The organism is Sphingomonas sp. UYAg733, from assembly GCF_054057355.1.
Window position 1 is genome coordinate 1 of record NZ_JBSRZE010000025.1, and the last position, 16653, is coordinate 16653.

Below are 16653 nucleotides of genomic sequence, written 5' to 3' on the forward strand. Positions count from 1 at the left end.
CTACTTCAACCAACCGCTTCTCGCAGCGGCATGAACCGGCAGACGCTCCACTTAACGAGCACGCGGGTCTGTTCAAACAAACCGAGCCACCTCTGTTTGGCGCGGAGGACGCGGAGGTGTTGCGTTTGGGGAGCTGGCGGGCGCCTGCCCCTGCCATTCGTTTCGAGCGAAGGTTTGTTTCTCGATCTCTCGACTTCGCTCGAGAGAGCCTTCGCTCGAAACGAACGGCAGTGGGGGTTGTAACGGATCATCGACCAAGGTGGTTTTAGCGGTATGAAGACGGCCATGACCCATCCCCGCCCCTTACGCAGCCTGTTGTATATGCCTGCCTCTAACCTTCGTGCGATCGAGAAGGCGCGGGAATTGCCGTGTGATGCGGTGGTGCTCGACCTGGAGGATGCGGTGGCGCCCAAGGCCAAGGCCGCCGCGCGCGAGACCGCGGTGGCGGTGGTGCGTGAGGGCGGGTTTGGCCAGCGGGCGCTGATCGTGCGGGCGAACGGGATCGATACGCCATGGGGGCGTGACGACCTGACCGCGCTGGCGCTTGCCGGGCCGGATGCGATCCTGGTGCCCAAGGTCAATGATGGGGCGGAGGTCGCGGCCTATGACGCGGCGATCGCCGCCGCGCCCGAACATACCAGGCTATGGGCGATGATCGAGACGGCGCGGTCGATGTTCCGGCTGGAGGAGATCGCGGCGCAGGCGCGGACCACAAGGCTGACGGCGTGGGTGATGGGGACCAACGACCTGGCCAAGGAAATGCACGCGACGCTGGATGTCGAGCGGGTGCCGTTCCTGGGATTCCTGGCGCAGTCGGTAGCGGCGGCGCGGGCCCATGGGCTGACGATTTTGGACGGGGTCTATAACTCTATCGAGGATGAGGCTGGGCTGGAGGCGCAGTGCCGGCAGGCCAGGGCGTTCGGGTTCGATGGGAAGACGTTGATCCACCCCAAGCAGATTGCGGTGTGCAATCGGGTGTTTACGCCGAGTGATGACGAGGCGGCGGCGGCGCGGGTTGTCGTGGCGGCGTTCGCGTTGCCGGAGAATGCGGACAAGGGGGCACTTCGGGTCGAGGGGCGGATGGTGGAACGGTTGCATCTGGTTGAGGCCGAGGCGGTGATTGCTTTGTGGGAGCTGGTTTCTTCCTGATCCTCCCCGGCACGGGGAGGGGGACCAGCAAAGCTGGTGGAGGGCGCCCCCTCCACCCCTCGCCGTCGGCCTGCGGTCCCCCTCCCCCGGTTCCGGGGGAGGAATTTAGAAGGCCGTCCGACGCTTACCTCTTGCTCCTTCACCCCTGCATCGGCCATGTCGCGCGCATGACGTTTCAGGTGGACATGGGCACCGACGGCGCGGGTAAAAGCGTGCCGATCGACCTCGAAGAATTGCTCGCGACGCGGTTGCTCGTGCAGGGCAATTCGGGGTCGGGCAAGTCGCATTTGCTCCGCCGCCTGCTCGAACGGAGCGCCGGACAGGTGCAGCAGATCATCATCGATCCCGAAGGCGACTTCACCACCTTGGCCGGGCCGTACGGGCATACCGCGATCGAGGCGGTGGCTTATTCGGTCAGCGAAGTGACGCGGTTCGCGGCGCGCTGTCGCGAGCATCGCGCGTCGGTGGTGCTCAGTCTCGAAGGGCTGGAGATGGAGGGGCAGATGCGCTGCGCCGCCGCGTTCCTGTCCGGCCTGTTCGATGCGCCGCGCGAGTTCTGGTATCCGGCTCTGGTCGTGGTTGACGAGGCGCAGATCTTTGCGCCGGCCGCGGGCGCCGAGGTGTCGGAGGAGATCCGGCGCGCGTCATTGTCGGCAATGACCAATCTGATGTGCCGGGGGCGCAAGCGCGGGCTGGCCGGGATCATCGCGACGCAGCGGCTGGCCAAGCTGTCGAAGAATGTCGCGGCCGAGGCGTCGAACTTCCTGATGGGGCGGACCTTTCTCGACATCGATATGGCGCGGGCGGCCGATCTGTTGGGGATGGAGCGGCGTCAGGCGGAGGCGATCCGCGATCTGCAGCGCGGCACATTCCTGGCGCTGGGGCCGGCGGTGTCGCGGCGGCCGGTGGAGATCCGCATCGGCGCGGTCGATACCTCCGCGCGCAGCAGCAGCCCGGTGCTGACGCCGCTGCCGAGCGCTCCAGCGGCGGACATGAAGCAGTTTCTGCTCGAGGGGCTGGAGGATATGTTGCCACTGGCGCCCCCGCCCCCGCCGCGCCCCGCGCCGGCGGAGGAGTTGATCGAGCGGATCTCGCATGCCGTGGAGGCGGAGCCCGTGTCGGGCAAGCCGGCGGAGGATCCGGCGCATATCGAGGCGGTGATCATCGCGGTGATGCGCGCGATCGTAGCCGATCCCGATGCGGCGTCGCGCACGGCGGCGGTGCTGTTCCAGGATTTCCAGGTGCGGTGCCGGATGGCGGGGGTTTATCGCGTGCCGTTGACGCCATCGGCTTTCGCGCGGCGGCTGGCGGCGGCGCGGGCGGGGATATTTGGCGGGCTGGACCAGGAATGGGCGGAGGTGATCCGTGCCGCGAACGACTTGCCCGACGATATGCTCGGCGCGTTCCTGCTGGTCGCGCGTGCGGCGAAAGAGGGCGAGCCGTGCCCGAGCGACGAGGAGGTCGCGCGGACCTATGGCACCAGCTCGCTTGGCCGGGCGCGGCGGGTGATGAGTTATATGGAGGGGCGCAACATACTGGTCACGCGCACCGATTTGTCGGGGCGACGGTCGATCACGATTCCCGGGCTGGGCTGGACCACGGCGGCGGCGGACGCGGCCTGATATCGTTCCGATTCAGATGGTTCCAGTCGGAGACTCCAGCCGCTGCTTGAATGACTTGACCATCCGGCTGCGCTGCGGCCGTCTTGCGGGACAGGCTTCGGATATCAGCCGCCCATCGCCATCCGGCCCCTGGCGAGGCGTGAGGGTTCCATGCCGAACATGTCGCGAAAGGCGCTGCTGAAATGCGCGGACGAAGCGAAGCCGCCGTCCATCGCCGCCTGGGTCAGCGACTCGCCGCGCGCCATGGTCTGGAGCGCGGCGCGCATCGCGACCCACAGGCGATAGCGGCGCAGCGGCACGCCGGTCGCGTCCTTGAACAAATGGCGCAAGCGTGATTCGGACAAGCCGACATGAGCGGCGAGCGTTTCGAGCGTGGTGCGTTCCTGCGCGTCGCGATGGAGGATCGCCAGCGCGCTTTTGACGCGGGAATCGATCGGGCGGCGGGCCGGCCCGGCGAGCAGCGGTTCGAGCGCGGCGCGGGTCGCGGGCCAATCCGCTCGACGATCGGCGAGCGCGGTCATGATGCGGATCAGCGGATCCTGTTGCGCCAGGTCGAACGCGGCGTGCGGCATCGGCGTCGCGGCGGAGGCGCGCAGGCGGAACAGATCGTCGCTGAACGGATCGACATAGAGGAACGCCATGCGGCCGCACGTCACGGCAAAATGATGCAGCGTACCAGGCGGGATCACCGCGCTGCGGCAACGCCGGTACCAGCCGGACGACCCCGCCGGGGGGTCGGCGACCCCGAACGCGTGGTCGAGGCCAAGCGCGACCACCGCCACGGCGTTGCGATGCGCCGACAAGTTCAGCGCCGGACCGAGATAGATCGCGCGCGCGCCCCAGGCGAAAACACGCGCTGCGGATTCAGCCGCTTCGTGAAAGCGTGACGGTGCGGAACTTGCCATGTGCCGGTCATGCAACAATCGTGGACGAGACGCACCATGCTCAAGGCAATTTCCCTGATCGGGGCGGTCGGCCCGACACCGGCGATGGCGGCGGCGCGATCGAGCGATGCGGAGATCCGCGCGGCACTGTCGCGCTACGCCGACGCGTGGATCAGCGGCGACACGGCGCGGATCGCGGCCTGTTATCATGGCGGGTTCACGCTGCATTATTTCGGCCGCAACACGCTGTCGGGCGATCATGTCGGCAAGGCCAACGCGCTGAAGATTCTCGCGGCCTTCACCGCCCGGACGCGGCGACGGCTGATCGGAATCAGCGCGATCATGGTAGGCGACGGGCTCGGCGCGATCGTCGCGCGCGAACGGTTGATGCAGGGTATTGAGCCGGTCGAGGTCGAACGCCTGCTGACCTATCGCGTAGTGGACGGGTTGCTGATCGAATGCTGGGTGCATGATCAGGACCAGCGGCTGATCGACGCGATCGTCGGTTGACAAGTTGTTCGAACGGCGTGATAGTTCACTATATGGTGAACAAACAAACCACGCAGCTCGACCGCACTTTTGCTGCCCTTGTCGATCCGACCCGACGCGCGATCCTCGCACGGCTTGAGCAGCAGGACGAGGTATCGATCAGCGATCTGGCGCGACCGTTCGCGATCAAGTTGCCGGCGGTGATGAAGCATCTCGACGTGCTCGGCGATGCCGGACTGATCACGCGAACCAAGACCGGGCGGACCGTCGCGGTGCGCCTGGCGCCCGAACCGATGGAGGAAGCAATGAGTTGGTTGCGTCGTTACGAGCGCTTCTGGTCGGCGAGTCTCGATCGCCTGACCGCCTATGTCGAAGCGGAAGAAGCGACGAAATGACCAGCGTGACGTTGGTCCGGCGCATTCGCGCGCGCCCCGAAACCGTGTTCGAGGCGATCTCCACGGGCGAAGGGATCGCCCATTGGTGGGGTCCCGACGCCGGGCCGGTGCTGATCGCCGAGACCGATGTGCGCGTCGGCGGCGCGTTCCGCGTACGCTTCGCGATGCTCGACGGCAGCGAGCATGAAAGCTTCGGCATCTATCTCGAAAACGATCCGCCGCGTCGGCTCGTCATGTCCTGGCAATGGACCGACGATGTCGATCTGGAGACGCGGCTCGAAATGGATTTGCGCGAGATTCCCGAGGGAACCGAATTGACTCTCACCCATGCGCGCCTGCCCGACACGGACACGGTAATCAGCCATGAGGCGGGCTGGAGCGGGTCGCTCGACAAGCTCGAACGCTATTTTTCGACGCGGAAATGAAAGGATAAACCATGCCCCCCCACCGGATCGTGTCCGAAGCGGAGTGGAACGACGCGATGCGCGCATTGCTCGTCGAGGAGAAAGCGGTGACGCGCGAGCAGCAGCGTATCGCGGCGGAGCGCCGCGCTTTGCCCTGGGTGAAGGTCGACAAACCGTATATGTTCGAGAGCGAGACCGGGCCGGTGATGCTCGCCGACCTGTTCGACGGGCGCAGCCAGTTGATCGTCTATCACTTCATGTTCGGACCCGACTGGGACGAGGGGTGCCCGAGTTGCTCGCTGATGGCCGACCATGTCGACGGCGCGCGACAGCATTTCGAACATAATGATGTCAGTTTCGCCGCAGTGTCGCGCGCGCCGATCGACAGGATCGCGAGTTATCGCCGGCGCATGGGGTGGAATTTCCGCTGGGTCTCATCGGGGCGGAGCGATTTCAATTTCGATCATTTCGTATCCTTCCCGGATGGCGAACGCGACGAAGGCATTTTCTATAATTTCGAGCCGTGTGCCGACCCGAAGATAGACGAGCTACCGGGGATGAGCGTCTATTATCGCGATACCGACGGCGCGACTTACCGGACCTTTTCCTGCTATGCGCGCGGGTTGGAAAAATTCCTTGGCGTTTATGCATTTCTCGATGTGGCGCCGCTTGGCCGTAACGAGACGAAAACAGGCATGATGAGCGACTGGTTGAAACGCCACGACCAGTACGAACACGACGGTCGCACGCGCCCGCTCAGCGCGGCGATGATCGCCGCGGCGGCCTGAGCAATGCTGTGCTGCGGGCTGGTGGCGCTGGTCGTGGCGGGGCTGGCCAGCGTGTGGCGCCGTCTTCGTCACGTGTCGTTTGTATGCCTGGGTATGTCGTTCGTCCTGTTTGCGGTTGCGCCGATCATTGCATTGGCGATGAGCGTACCCGATGATCCGACGATGAGCCGGGGCGACGTCGTCGCGGCATCGTTGCGGTCGATTTGCGGCGATCATGCCGGGATGGCGGTGCGCCGCCCGACCGGGGGCTGAATGGCAAGAGGGTTCGCGGGTTGGTTATGATCATTCGGCCGCTGATCATCGCGCTGGCGGCGCTGGGCATGACCGCGCCGGCGCATGCCGCCGACCCCGCCGCGGGCGCGTTGCTGCGGCAGGCGCTGACCGCACAGGGCGGCGAAGCGACGCTGCGCACGATCGGCACGGTGCGCTGGAGCGCCACCGGGTATCGCAACATGCTCGAACAGTCGGAGCGCCCCGAAGGCCCTTATATCGTCGAGCATCAGATGGTGAGCGACGTGCACGACCATCAGCGCGGCCGGCAGCGCAGCGTCACCGAGTCATCAATCTATCCGGTGGCGAAATTCACCACCGGATTCGTCGCCGACAAAAGCGCCGCGATGCGCCTAGCCGGCGACACACGCAGCCCCGGTACCGCCGAGATGGTGACGCTGGCGCGCGAAACGCTGGCACTGAGCCCCGAACGATTGCTGCTGACCGCGCTCGACGCACCCGACGCGCACGTAATGCCCGCAGCGATGCTGCAGTCGGTGGTGCAGGACGTGATCGCATTCACGCTGGATGGCGCACCGGTGACGATTTTCCTCGATCGCTACACGCATCTGCCGACCGCGATGGATTACGCCGGACCACTGGCGCGCGCCGGTTACTGGCGCTTCCTCGGCGATACGGTGATGCGCACTTCGTATAGTTTCTGGTGGATCGGCAAGGGCGGCGTGAAGATGCCGCTGCAATGGGACGTGTCGCGCAACGGCCTCCCCGAAGGCAGCTGGGCGATCAGCAAGCTCAGTCTCGAGACGCCGGCGACCGAGGCCGAGCTGCAGATCACGCCGGAGATCCGCACCGCGTTCGCCGCCCTGCCCGCGCCGATCGGCATCGATGACATGCCGTTCGGCAGCACGCGCCAGCCGCCGGTCGATCTCGCCCCCGGAATCGTGCTGGTGCCCGGCGCCTGGAACGTCACCTTCGTACGCCAAGACGACGGTGTGGTGATCATCGAGGCGCCGATCTCATCGGGTTATGCGGCCAAGTCGATCGCCGAGGCGCGGCGGCGATTTCCCGGCGTGCCGGTCAAAGCGGTGATCACCACGTCCGATTCATGGCCGCATCTGGCCGGCGTGCGCGAATATGTCGCGGCGGGTATTCCGATCTATCATCTCGACATCAATGCGCCGATCCTCAAGCGCGTGATCGCGGCGCCCTATACCAGCCGTCCCGACGCGCTGCAGCGCAAGCCGCGACAGGCGATCCTGCGACCGATAAGCGGTGCGACGACGCTGGGCACGGGTGCGAACCGCATGGTGATCTATCCGCTCCACGGCGAGGTCAGCGAGCGGCAGATGATGATCTGGTTTCCCGATCACCGGCTGCTCTATGGCAGCGACCCGTTTCAGGGCGGCGGCGAGCGCGGCTATTCCTTTCCGCAGGCAGTGAGCGAAGTGACCGACGCGACGGCGCGCGAGGGATTGAAGCCCGAGCGGTTCTTCATGATGCATATCGGCCCGACGCCCTGGTCCGAACTCGCGAGGTCGATCGCCGAAGCGGGAAAGGACGACGGCCCGGACGGAAAATACTGATCAACCTGCCGGCTTGGGTGCCTTTCGCCGCGCGGTGTCGGCGCGCAGTTCGGCGGCGGCGGTCGCGCGCAGGGTCGCGGCATCCACGGCGGCAAGATCAGCATCGGCGGGCAGTTTCAAAAGCATGCGGACGTCGCGCAACCGTCGCTTGTTGGCATAGCTGTGCGGCGATGCCGCATCGTCGCCCTGATCGACGGTGAAGCCGCGCAAGCCGAATGCCAGTCTCAGTTCTGCGCCGGAGTCAGATGAGTCAGCACGCAAAGCCACCGGTCGCCGTCGCGACGATAGATATCGGTGATCCATTCGTCGGCGCTGATCGACTTGCCGTCGAACGCGCCGCTGTTCTGGCCGCGCCCGGTGACCACCGCGGTGTCGCCATAGACTTTCACCCGCACGACCTGTTTGACCATCATGTCGTGGCTGAGCATGCCATTGCCAATCACCGACAGGATGCGCTCGCGGCTCACCGGGCCGATCTCGGGCGTGACGAGAGCCCAGTCGTCGGCGATGCAGGCAGCGATGCGGTCGACATCGTTCGACACCATCGCGGCGTTGAAATCATCCTCGAGCGCGGTGAAGAAGGCGGTTTGATCAGTCATCAAGGTTCCCGTCAGATATCGGTGGAGGCGGACCAGCGCTGTTGCAGCGTGTCCGGCGGCACATCCTCGATCTTCGCGTCGATGAACCAGCGATACCCGAACGGATCGGCAAGCAGGCCCGAACGATGGCCGTGGAACTGGTCCTTGACCGGACGCAGCACGGTCGCGCCATGCGCCACTGCGATGGCGGCGAACGCGTCGGCGTCGGAGACGTTCAGATGCAGCTGGACCGGCGATCCGCCGAGCGTGTCGGGGCCGACCGAGCCGAATTCGGCATATTCGTCGCACAGGAACAGTCTGGTCGCGCCGAAGCTCAGTTCGGCATGGCCAATGCGGTCATCGACCGGATCGACGAGGCGAAAATCCTCGGTCGCGCCAAATGCGGCGATATAGAAATCGATCGCCGCGCGGGCATCCTTCATCGCCAGATGGGGGCTGAGACTTGTCGGACTGGATTGGGCAAACGACATAACGATTCCTTGACGGCTATTGGTAATTACGTTACGTTTCGTATCGTAATGAGTCAAGCGCCTCTACCAACGCCACGTAAAGCGGGCCGACCGCGCAGTGAAAAAGCGCGCAAGGCGATCCTCGAAGCCGCCTATCGTCTGCTGATGGATGATGGCTTCGGCCGCCTGACGATCGAGGCGGTGGCGGCGCGCGCCGGGGTCGGCAAGCCGACCATCTACCGATACTGGAACAACGCACAGGAACTGGCGATGGCGGCCTTTATCGCCCGTCCCGATGCCGAGCCGGCGTCCGCGCCGGGCGTATCCGCGCGCGCGTCACTAATCGCGCATCTGCGGTCGGTCGTGGTGGCATTCGCGACCAGCCGGGGCCGGCAGATCACGCTGACCATGGCGTCGGCCGACAGCGAAAGCGAACTGGCCAAGGCATTCCGCAGCCAGATCATCCTCAAGTCGCGCGAGACAGGTCGGGCGATCCTCGACGCGGCGCAGGCGGCGGGCATCGTCGACGTGGCGGATGGAATCGAGACGATCCTCGACATGATTTACGGCCCGGTCTTCTACCGGCTGCTGATCGGGCACCAGCCGCTTTCCGAAAGCTTTGCAAGCGGGGTCGTCGATACTGTATTCGACGGGATCGAACGCGGGATGCAGTTGCGCCGCTGAAATGCCGCACAAAGGATATTGCATGCGCAGTGCTCCCCCGCCCGCCTGGTTTCTTCCCCTCGCCATCGTCGCCACGCCGGTCCAGGCGCAGTCAGCCTGTAGTGATGACCGCATTCCTGTTTTGCGCGTGCCACGGACCGACGCAGCGGCAATGATTGATGGCGTGATCTCGCCTGACGAATGGCAGGGCGCGCTGGTCAGGGAAGTGCCCGATGCCGGCACCATCCATATCAGGCGCACGGCCCGGCATCTCCATATCGCCGTTGCCTTTGCCGGCCGGCAATCGGGGTTTACCGACCTTTTCGTCTCGCCGGGCTGTGGCCGGACGATCGACCTGCACGCATCGGCAAAGCTCGGTGAGCGGCGGGTTCCTGCGGCGACCGACGATTGGATCTGGTGGAACAATGACCGCTGGGTCGCTAATGTCTCGCGCGTCGATTCATTTGCCGCGCGAACCTTCCTACCGACGCCGGTCCGCGAATATCACATCGCACTGGCGCGGTTTCCGGGCACGAAATGGCGCATCCGGGTCGAGCTTTCGACGATCACCGCCGAGGGGCGGCCCACTGCCACGAGCAGGATTCCCGCGAGCGGAGAGTGGGTGCTCGATCTTGACGGGTGAGATTGATGGCGGATTGCTCCACCCCTGCAGGGCGGGGCCAGCGACGCTGGCGGAAGCGATTCTAAAGGGACGAGATGATGATCCGCCGACGCCGTGACCGACCTGAACGACGAACGCGTCGGTGGCATGCCGGCATTGTTCAAGACCTTCACCGAGCAAGCCGGGCTCGATTATGCCGTCAGCCTGGAGACGATCGGCGGCCAAGGCCTCGACAAGCATTACCAGACCAAGCGCGCGTTGCTCAACCGCGCCTGGGACGTGGTCATCCTGCAGGGCCATAGCGTACTTGACCGCAACGTGCCGGGCGATCCACGCTCGCATGTCACCAATGCTGGCTTGCTCGCCGCCATGTTCACGGCCGCCAATCCGGCGGTCGATGTCGAGCTCGTCTCGACCTGGGCACGGGCCGACTTGGTGTACAAAAAGAAGAGTCCGTGGCTGGGCAAGCCGGTTACCGCGATGACCGCCGACCTGCGCGCAGCCTCGGAGCTGGCGAAGCGGTCGTCGCGCGACATCGATGGCGTGATCCCGGTCGGCGAAGCCTGGACCCGCGCGATGGCCGATGGCGTGGCCGACCCCGACCCGTTCGACGGCAAAACCTTCGGCCAGGTCGACCTCTGGACCTATGACCAGTATCACGGCAGCACCTATGGCTATTATCTCGAAGCGCTGATGGTGTTCGGGAAGATCACCGGCATCGATCCGCGCACGCTTGGCGCCAGGGAACGCGCGGCGGACGAACTGGGCATATCGCCGAGCGAGGCGGTGGCATTGCAGCGGGCGGCATATGAGCAATTGGCAAAGAGGTGATGTAAACGCCTCTCCGACACGGTGAGGGGTGAAGGGACGTGACGCATGCGCAGCGTTGCCGGCACGCCCCCTCCACCAGCTTCGTTGGTCCCCCTCCTCGTGCCGGGGAGATTTTTTGCCCTGCGATCGGGGGATGTGCCGCTTTCGTGGTCGTCGCATCACCTGGTTTCCAGACAAGGAGAAGCCCGATGCGATCCCCGATCCTGACGCTGTTGCTGCTCGCCGCGATACCCGCAACCGCCCTGCCCCCGACCGCCGCGTCCGCCGCCGACGTGCAACGCAAGCCCGACCTCGCCGATCGAGCCGCCGGCACCTATGAGGGATCGGTCGTCGCCGATACGCGCGGCGGATCCCAGTCCGGGGTCGCGATCACCGTCAGGCGCGTGTCGAAGAATCTGGTCGAGGTATCGAGCGATTATCCGCGCGTGCCAACGGTGCAGATCCCGCTGACCATGGCATCGACCGCGATCCTCAATTCGCGAGGCCGTCGGGCCAAGTGCCCCCGCCTTGCGCAGACAGACGCAGCGCCAATGGCGTCTCCGGATCATAGACGATCCTGCTCACCGATACAGCCGGCTGTCCCGGAATCATGATTTTGTAATGACCCGGCGGGCATGGCGCCTGGCGGCAATAGATCGGCTGATAGCCGACCATGAACTTGCCGATATAAGGCGCGGGCTCCACGGGCTTCGCAGCGGGTGCTTGCGCGGCGAACAGCATGAGGAGCGTGGCGATCATGCGCAGTTCGGCTCACCGGCGGCGCAATGATATTCCGCCTTGAAGAACACGATATTGATCTCACGCGCGCCGCCATCGACGCGCAGCTTGAGGCGGGGCGGGGCTTGATGATCGTTGAGCCGCGACCAGGGCAGTTTGCCGCCGGCGATCGGCGTCACGCGCAACACCAATTCCGTATCGCTTTCACGCACCACGGCCAGGACCGAGCCGACGCTTTCATATTTGCCCTTGCCGGGCGGCAGGCGCATGCTTGTGATCCAGGCGCCGACGACGCCCTTCAACCCGCTGCCGCGAACGACATGCTCGCTGCCCAGGCTAAAGACGAAATTGTTGCGTTTGCCGTCTATCGTGGTGATCCAAGCCTTGCGGTCCCATGATGCGCCGATCGCGCCTCCGGGCACCGCGTCCCTCGGCTTGGGCGGCAGGGCGCCGGCATCCTGCACCGTGTTGGGGACGAAGACGTTGGGCGTCGGTTGCGTCGCCGGCTTCTGCGCGGGGCGGATCGGCTTCTGGCTCTGGATCTGGCCCACAGCCGCCGTACCGCAGCCAAACAGCAATGTCGCAAGCATGAGTGCGCGCATGGAATACTCCCGTTTCGATGCACGGCTTAGCGCGCGCAAAGCAATCCGATCGTCATGCGATCGAAGGATGTCGGCAAAATCGGGCGCGTTACGATCCGGGTTGCAATGACAGGACACCGCGCAATGCCAATCCTTCGTATCGCCGCGATGGCGGGCCTGATGTTGTGCGCAGCGATGGTCCCGCCGCTCAAGGTGACGATCCAGAATCGATCTGGCGACGTGCTGCGCGGCGTAAACCTCTCGCCGGCAAGCAGCGATCATTGGGGACCGGAGCGCGCATCGGACAATATCCAGGACAAAAGCGAATTGGCGATCGTGCTGCCCGCGCCGGGGTGCCGCTGGGACGTGCGCGTCGTGCTGGGCGATCGCCCGGCCGAACAACTCTTCCGCGATCGGGATCTGTGCAAGAAGCCGGTGCTCGTGGTCGATGGCAAGAGCCGCGGGTTTTTGCGCGGGCGGGAGCCCGCGCAGTGGAACTGAAATCTGGCACCCCCCTGGCACGGGGAGGAGTCACTGGACACACGCACACCTGACAGGCTTAAGGCGCCCAATGCCGCCCGATACGCTCGACCTCGACAGGATCACCCGCGACGGCCCGATCATCGTGTTCGATGCGCTGTGCGTATTGTGTGCGGCGAACGCCCGGTTCGTCCTGCGCCATGACAAGCGCCCTCGCTTTCGTCTCGCGTCGATGCAAGGACCGATCGGTGACGCGCTGTACCGGGCGCACGGCATCGATCCGGCCGAGCCCGAGACGCTGATCGTCGTCGACGGGCCCGAGGTGCTGAAGAATTCCGATGCGGTGATCGCGATCTGGTCCGGCTGCGGCTGGCCGTGGCGCGCGGCGAGTGTTTTCCGTCTGGTCCCGCACATCCTGCGCGATCCACTCTATCGGCTGATCGCGCGCAACCGCTATCGCCTGTTCGGCAAGCGCGAAACGTGCTGGCGGCCCTCCCCCGCCGACCGGGCGCGGGTGTTGTGAGCAAAATCCTGATCCTGGGCGGCTATGGCGGGTTCGGCGCGCGGCTGTCGCGACGACTTGCCGCACGCGGCCACACCATATTCGTGGCGGGCCGGCATCTGGATAAGGCGGCGGCATTCTGCCGCGCCTTGCCTGATAGCATACCGGTCGTCGCCGACCGCGATGGCGATCTCGGCGCGGTGCTGGCCGAGCATCGCCCCGACTTGCTGATCGATGCCGCCGGGCCGTTCCAGACCAGCGGCCACCATGTCGTCCAGGCCTGTATCGACGCGCATATTCACTATCTCGATCTTGCGGATGGTCGCGCCTTTGTCGCGGGCATTTCCATGCTCGACGCGGCGGCGAAGAACGCGGGCGTGGTGGTGGTATCGGGTGCGTCGAGCGTCCCCGCTTTGTCGGGCGCGGTGGTGCGCGATCTGACGACCGGCATGGAGCAGGTGACGGCGGTCGAGATGGCGATCAGCGCGTCGAACAAGGCGGCGGCCGGCGCGTCGGTCGCGGCGGCGATCCTGAGTTATGCCGGCAAGCCGCTGACCTTGTGGCGTGGCGGGCGCTGGGCAGTGTCGCATGGCTGGCAGGAGATGCGACGCCAGCGCTTCGCGCTTTGCGACGGCACCGCGCTGAACAGCCGGCTGGTTGGGCTGGCCGATGTGCCCGATCTCGATCTGCTGCCGGGCCGGTTGCCGGGCAAACCGGCGGTGACGTTTCGCGCGGGCACCGAACTGGCGTTCCAGAACGGGACCTTGTGGCTGGCGAGCTGGCTGGTGCGATGGGGCTGGCTCGGGTCGCTGACGAGCTTGGCGCGGTGGCTGTTGCCATTGCAGCGGCTCACCGCCGGCTGGGGATCGGATCGATCGGCGATGGTCGTGCGCGTGTTCGGATTGGCTGCGGGGAAACGAGTCGAGCGCAGATGGACGCTGATCGCGAGCGATGGCGACGGACCGGAGATACCGACATTGGCCGCCGAAGTGATTGCGGGCCGGATCACGGAACTGCCGCACGGTGCGGGCGACGCGGGCCCCTTGCTCGACCTGCCCGATTTCGAGCCTGCCTTTGCCGGACTGTCGATCCGCCATGAGATCGAGGAATTCCAGCAGCCGCCGGCACTGTACGACCGCGTCATGGGGAAACGTTTCGCAGCGTTACCACCCGTAGTGCAAGCCCTGCACCAGGTGCTGCGCGACGGCGGCGCCAGCGGGCGAGCGACGGTCGAGCGCGGGCACAATCCGCTGGCCCGGCTGGTCGGCGCCGTGATGGGTTTTCCGTCTGCGGGTCAACATGCGCTGCATGTCGGGTTCCGCGAAGAAGATGGCGTCGAGCGCTGGACGCGGACCTTTTCGGACCGGGCGTTTCACAGCAATTTGAGCGAGGAAAGCGGGCGGCTGGTCGAGCGCTTCGGACCTTTGCGGTTTCGCTTCGACCTGCCGTCGGACGATCAGGGATTGACCATGGTGATGAGGGGCTGGTCCGTCTTCCGCATTCCCCTGCCCTTGCTCCTTGCGCCGCGCACGGTGGCGCGGGAATGGGTCGAGGATGGGCGGTTTCAGTTTGACGTGCCGATCGCGTTGCCGGTGATCGGGCTGGTAATCCGTTATCGGGGGTGGCTGGTGCCGTCGTAGCTCCTCCCCGCGCCAGGGAAGATCAGCGTTTCGGCATTGGCTTGCGGATGATTTTCCGTTTCAGCGGCACCAACTTCCTGATCACCGGCCCGTCGATCGCCCTGCTGATCTGCGGTGCGGCATTGGGGTCGTCCCAGCTCACCTGCGCCTCGCAGCTAGCGAACAACATGCGCGCATAGGGCGCGTACGTACGGCGTTCGCCGATCGGCCATAGGTTTTGGACCGGGCGATCTTCCAAGCTGGTGTTGCCGCTGTTCTGCCCGGTGCCGTGCATCGTCACCAGCATCGTCGCACCAGCCGGCACCGCGCCGTCACGCGGCCAGAGCCGGTATTGCGAGCTGTACTGGTTCGACACGCTTTCGCAGCCAAGCGTTGCGGTGACGGTGCGGGCGGCAGCCGGTGAAATCCAGATCGCGGCAATGCACAGCGCCAGGGTGGGACGGAGATGCGGGGTCATGGTACGACGAACCGGATATTCCTGACCTCGAACCGCGTCAGATAACTGGACGTGGATACGCCTTGCAGGAGAAGCCGGGCGTTAAGCGTGTTCTGGGTCAGGACATTCTGATCGGGCGCGATCCGGGCGGTAACCTGAACGTCGGTCCAGGACAGGATCGCCAGCGCCGCACCGGTCCATTTGTCGCCGTCATAGAGGCTGACCATGCTCTGCGCCTTGCGCTGATCGAAGCCCCTGCCGTTGATCACCAGGGTCATGCCGTTGCGGAAAACGAGCGGTCGCCCGCGTCCGTTGATGTCGCTGATATAACTGCCGTCGGGATTGACCATGAGCTTGGTCGACAGGCGATCCGCCATACGTTCGGCGAGACGTGGGTCGATCTGCCTGGTCATCGGCCGATCGGTGGCGCGAACCTCGGTTGCGGAGGCAGAGGCGGTGGTGGTGATCGCCAGCATGAGCAGCGCCGGGAGGTGGATTCGCCGGGTCATTGTGGCGACATTCCGCGCGGGCCGGTCGCAACCAGCTTCACCTTATAGGTCGACGAGCACCCGCCATGCGGCGGCAGGAGGAAATAGCGTGGCTCAAAGTAACGGCTGACGCCGTAATCGACGCGGATGGCGCCAGGTTCCCAAGTGAAATTGAACGCGCCGCGATTGACCGGCGAATGGGTAAAATAATAAGCGGTCACTTCGAAACCGGGCTTGAGCGGGATACTGGTGCTGATGCGGTCGAAGCCGGGTTCGAAGCAGCGCTTGTCCCCGCCATCGTCCTGCGTAAAGCGCGACACATTATAATATTCGCCGTCATAGCGTTTCGTCGATGGCGCCATATTGGTCGGTACTTCGAGCGACGCGACGCGGATCATCCGGCCCTTGTCGTAACTGAACATGCCGTTGTCGATCGGGAGCGTGTAATCGGCTCGCGCCGCGCGAAAGCCGAACTTGGTGGTCCTGAGGACAGGCTTCCCGGCCGGCCCGACAGCGAGTTCGACGCTGCCGGCATCGGGCAGGCCGGACACATCGTCCGGCACATGTGCGAAGATCTGCCCGTCCGACCAGTGCGAAATCGACATGTCGATCACCCGCGTGCCATGGCGCAGAAAAACAGAGCCGTTGCCGGTACCGAAGCCCTTGCCGACGATCTCATAATCGCCACCGGGCTCGAGCATTCCGCCGGCCTGGCCATTGACCCGCGCGACGCCGGGCAAGGGCATCATGAACACGGCGATCATTTTCGGCTTCTGCCGGACCGTCGCATTTTTTATCTTGAGCTGCGCATTGATCGTCATCGCGGTCCGCGCGCCCGGGCGGGCGACGGTTTTCACCGCGACCAATTTGTTCGAATCGGTCTTCAGCTTCGCGATCCGGACATTGCGCGCGGCGACGAGGTTGGGATCCGCCTGTTGGAGGGACGTCGTCGGCCGGGGCAGCGGCTTGAGGATGATCGGCTTGACCGGCTTGCGGACGATTTGCGCCACGAGCGGAGTCGCACCGATGAAGAGAAAGCTGCCGAGCGCGCCGAAGCGCAACAACGAGCGGACGGCGGAAAGGCAGGGCATTGAGGATCT

The 16653-nt window shown here is 65.2% G+C and carries 23 protein-coding genes; 15 read left to right on the forward strand and 8 right to left on the reverse strand.

Going from position 1 to position 16653, the window contains the following annotated elements:
• Positions 1-285: 285 nt before the first annotated feature.
• Together ACVWZA_RS20985 and ACVWZA_RS20990 are read left to right on the forward strand one after the other, a co-directional pair.
• Complete coding sequence (locus tag ACVWZA_RS20985; RefSeq protein WP_457313389.1) at positions 286-1149, forward strand: HpcH/HpaI aldolase/citrate lyase family protein; 864 nt, start codon at positions 286-288, stop codon at positions 1147-1149.
• A 167-nt stretch (positions 1150-1316) separates the two neighbouring features.
• Positions 1317-2771, forward strand: a complete 1455-nt coding sequence (locus ACVWZA_RS20990) for a helicase HerA domain-containing protein (protein ID WP_457313390.1) — start codon at positions 1317-1319, stop codon at positions 2769-2771.
• Positions 2772-2875: 104 nt separating this feature from the next.
• On the opposite strand, the gene ACVWZA_RS20995 is transcribed toward ACVWZA_RS20990, so the two are convergent.
• Positions 2876-3676: a helix-turn-helix domain-containing protein gene (locus ACVWZA_RS20995; protein ID WP_457313391.1), complete on the reverse strand. Its 801-nt coding sequence runs from the start codon at positions 3674-3676 to the stop codon at positions 2876-2878.
• Positions 3677-3712: 36 nt separating this feature from the next.
• Between ACVWZA_RS20995 and ACVWZA_RS21000 the strand changes: the two genes are divergently transcribed.
• Genes ACVWZA_RS21000 through ACVWZA_RS21025 form a run of 6 tightly spaced genes read left to right on the forward strand, consistent with a single transcriptional unit; the run spans position 3713 to position 7545 of the window.
• Positions 3713-4165: a hypothetical protein gene (locus ACVWZA_RS21000; protein WP_457313392.1), complete on the forward strand. Its 453-nt coding sequence runs from the start codon at positions 3713-3715 to the stop codon at positions 4163-4165.
• A gap of 32 nt (positions 4166-4197) precedes the next feature.
• Entirely contained in the window at positions 4198-4539 is a 342-nt protein-coding gene (locus ACVWZA_RS21005) for an ArsR/SmtB family transcription factor (protein WP_457313393.1), read from the forward strand.
• Positions 4536-4964 carry an SRPBCC family protein gene (locus ACVWZA_RS21010; protein WP_457313394.1) on the forward strand — a complete coding sequence of 143 codons (429 nt, stop codon included), beginning with the start codon at positions 4536-4538 and terminating at the stop codon, positions 4962-4964. Before ACVWZA_RS21005 ends, ACVWZA_RS21010 begins: the two co-directional genes overlap by 4 nt.
• Before the next feature lie 11 nt (positions 4965-4975).
• On the forward strand, positions 4976-5731 hold the full coding sequence (locus ACVWZA_RS21015; protein WP_457313395.1) for a DUF899 domain-containing protein: 756 nt from the start codon (positions 4976-4978) through the stop codon (positions 5729-5731).
• Positions 5732-5734: 3 nt separating this feature from the next.
• Complete coding sequence (locus tag ACVWZA_RS21020) at positions 5735-5983, forward strand: hypothetical protein (RefSeq protein WP_457313396.1); 249 nt, start codon at positions 5735-5737, stop codon at positions 5981-5983.
• Between the two features lie 26 nt (positions 5984-6009).
• A complete protein-coding gene (locus ACVWZA_RS21025; protein ID WP_457313397.1) occupies positions 6010-7545 on the forward strand; it encodes a hypothetical protein in 1536 nt (511 codons plus the stop codon).
• Here ACVWZA_RS21025 and ACVWZA_RS21030 read toward each other — a convergent pair whose 3' ends face one another.
• The 3 genes from ACVWZA_RS21030 to ACVWZA_RS21040 are packed head-to-tail and all read right to left on the reverse strand — an operon-like array spanning position 7546 to position 8614.
• On the reverse strand, positions 7546-7755 hold the full coding sequence (locus ACVWZA_RS21030) for a hypothetical protein (protein WP_457313398.1): 210 nt from the start codon (positions 7753-7755) through the stop codon (positions 7546-7548).
• Positions 7756-7769: 14 nt separating this feature from the next.
• Entirely contained in the window at positions 7770-8144 is a 375-nt protein-coding gene (locus tag ACVWZA_RS21035; protein WP_457313399.1) for a nuclear transport factor 2 family protein, read from the reverse strand.
• Positions 8145-8155: 11 nt separating this feature from the next.
• A complete protein-coding gene (locus ACVWZA_RS21040; protein WP_457313400.1) occupies positions 8156-8614 on the reverse strand; it encodes a VOC family protein in 459 nt (152 codons plus the stop codon).
• A 48-nt stretch (positions 8615-8662) separates the two neighbouring features.
• Here ACVWZA_RS21040 and ACVWZA_RS21045 point away from each other — a divergent pair, with 48 nt between their 5' ends.
• The 4 genes from ACVWZA_RS21045 to ACVWZA_RS21060 all read left to right on the forward strand — a co-directional run bounded on the left by ACVWZA_RS21045 (position 8663) and on the right by ACVWZA_RS21060 (position 11302).
• Entirely contained in the window at positions 8663-9277 is a 615-nt protein-coding gene (locus tag ACVWZA_RS21045; RefSeq protein ID WP_457313401.1) for a TetR/AcrR family transcriptional regulator, read from the forward strand.
• Positions 9278-9299: 22 nt separating this feature from the next.
• Positions 9300-9899, forward strand: coding sequence for a hypothetical protein (locus tag ACVWZA_RS21050; RefSeq protein WP_457313402.1), 600 nt, complete (start codon positions 9300-9302; stop codon positions 9897-9899).
• Positions 9900-9992: 93 nt separating this feature from the next.
• Positions 9993-10709 (forward strand): DUF4886 domain-containing protein, encoded by a 717-nt coding sequence (locus tag ACVWZA_RS21055; protein WP_457313403.1) that lies wholly within the window; start codon positions 9993-9995, stop codon positions 10707-10709.
• 188 nt (positions 10710-10897) lie between these two features.
• Positions 10898-11302, forward strand: a complete 405-nt coding sequence (locus ACVWZA_RS21060) for a hypothetical protein (RefSeq protein ID WP_457313404.1) — start codon at positions 10898-10900, stop codon at positions 11300-11302.
• A gap of 141 nt (positions 11303-11443) precedes the next feature.
• On the opposite strand, the gene ACVWZA_RS21065 is transcribed toward ACVWZA_RS21060, so the two are convergent.
• Positions 11444-12028 (reverse strand): hypothetical protein, encoded by a 585-nt coding sequence (locus tag ACVWZA_RS21065; RefSeq protein WP_457313405.1) that lies wholly within the window; start codon positions 12026-12028, stop codon positions 11444-11446.
• 123 nt (positions 12029-12151) lie between these two features.
• On the opposite strand from ACVWZA_RS21065, the gene ACVWZA_RS21070 reads away from it, so the two are divergent.
• The 3 genes from ACVWZA_RS21070 to ACVWZA_RS21080 all read left to right on the forward strand — a co-directional run bounded on the left by ACVWZA_RS21070 (position 12152) and on the right by ACVWZA_RS21080 (position 14629).
• Complete coding sequence (locus tag ACVWZA_RS21070; protein WP_457313406.1) at positions 12152-12508, forward strand: hypothetical protein; 357 nt, start codon at positions 12152-12154, stop codon at positions 12506-12508.
• A gap of 70 nt (positions 12509-12578) precedes the next feature.
• Positions 12579-13010: a thiol-disulfide oxidoreductase DCC family protein gene (locus ACVWZA_RS21075; RefSeq protein WP_457313407.1), complete on the forward strand. Its 432-nt coding sequence runs from the start codon at positions 12579-12581 to the stop codon at positions 13008-13010.
• A complete protein-coding gene (locus tag ACVWZA_RS21080; RefSeq protein ID WP_457313408.1) occupies positions 13007-14629 on the forward strand; it encodes a DUF4166 domain-containing protein in 1623 nt (540 codons plus the stop codon). Before ACVWZA_RS21075 ends, ACVWZA_RS21080 begins: the two co-directional genes overlap by 4 nt.
• A 22-nt stretch (positions 14630-14651) precedes the next feature.
• Here the strand turns inward: ACVWZA_RS21080 and ACVWZA_RS21085 are convergent, their stop codons facing one another.
• From ACVWZA_RS21085 to ACVWZA_RS21095, 3 genes are read right to left on the reverse strand one after another with little or no spacing between them, the layout of a single operon-like run.
• Complete coding sequence (locus ACVWZA_RS21085; RefSeq protein WP_457313409.1) at positions 14652-15086, reverse strand: hypothetical protein; 435 nt, start codon at positions 15084-15086, stop codon at positions 14652-14654.
• Positions 15083-15574: a hypothetical protein gene (locus tag ACVWZA_RS21090; protein WP_457313410.1), complete on the reverse strand. Its 492-nt coding sequence runs from the start codon at positions 15572-15574 to the stop codon at positions 15083-15085. The genes ACVWZA_RS21085 and ACVWZA_RS21090 overlap by 4 nt, the downstream gene beginning before the upstream one ends.
• Complete coding sequence (locus ACVWZA_RS21095) at positions 15571-16644, reverse strand: hypothetical protein (protein WP_457313411.1); 1074 nt, start codon at positions 16642-16644, stop codon at positions 15571-15573. The genes ACVWZA_RS21090 and ACVWZA_RS21095 overlap by 4 nt, the downstream gene beginning before the upstream one ends.
• Positions 16645-16653: the final 9 nt, after the last annotated feature.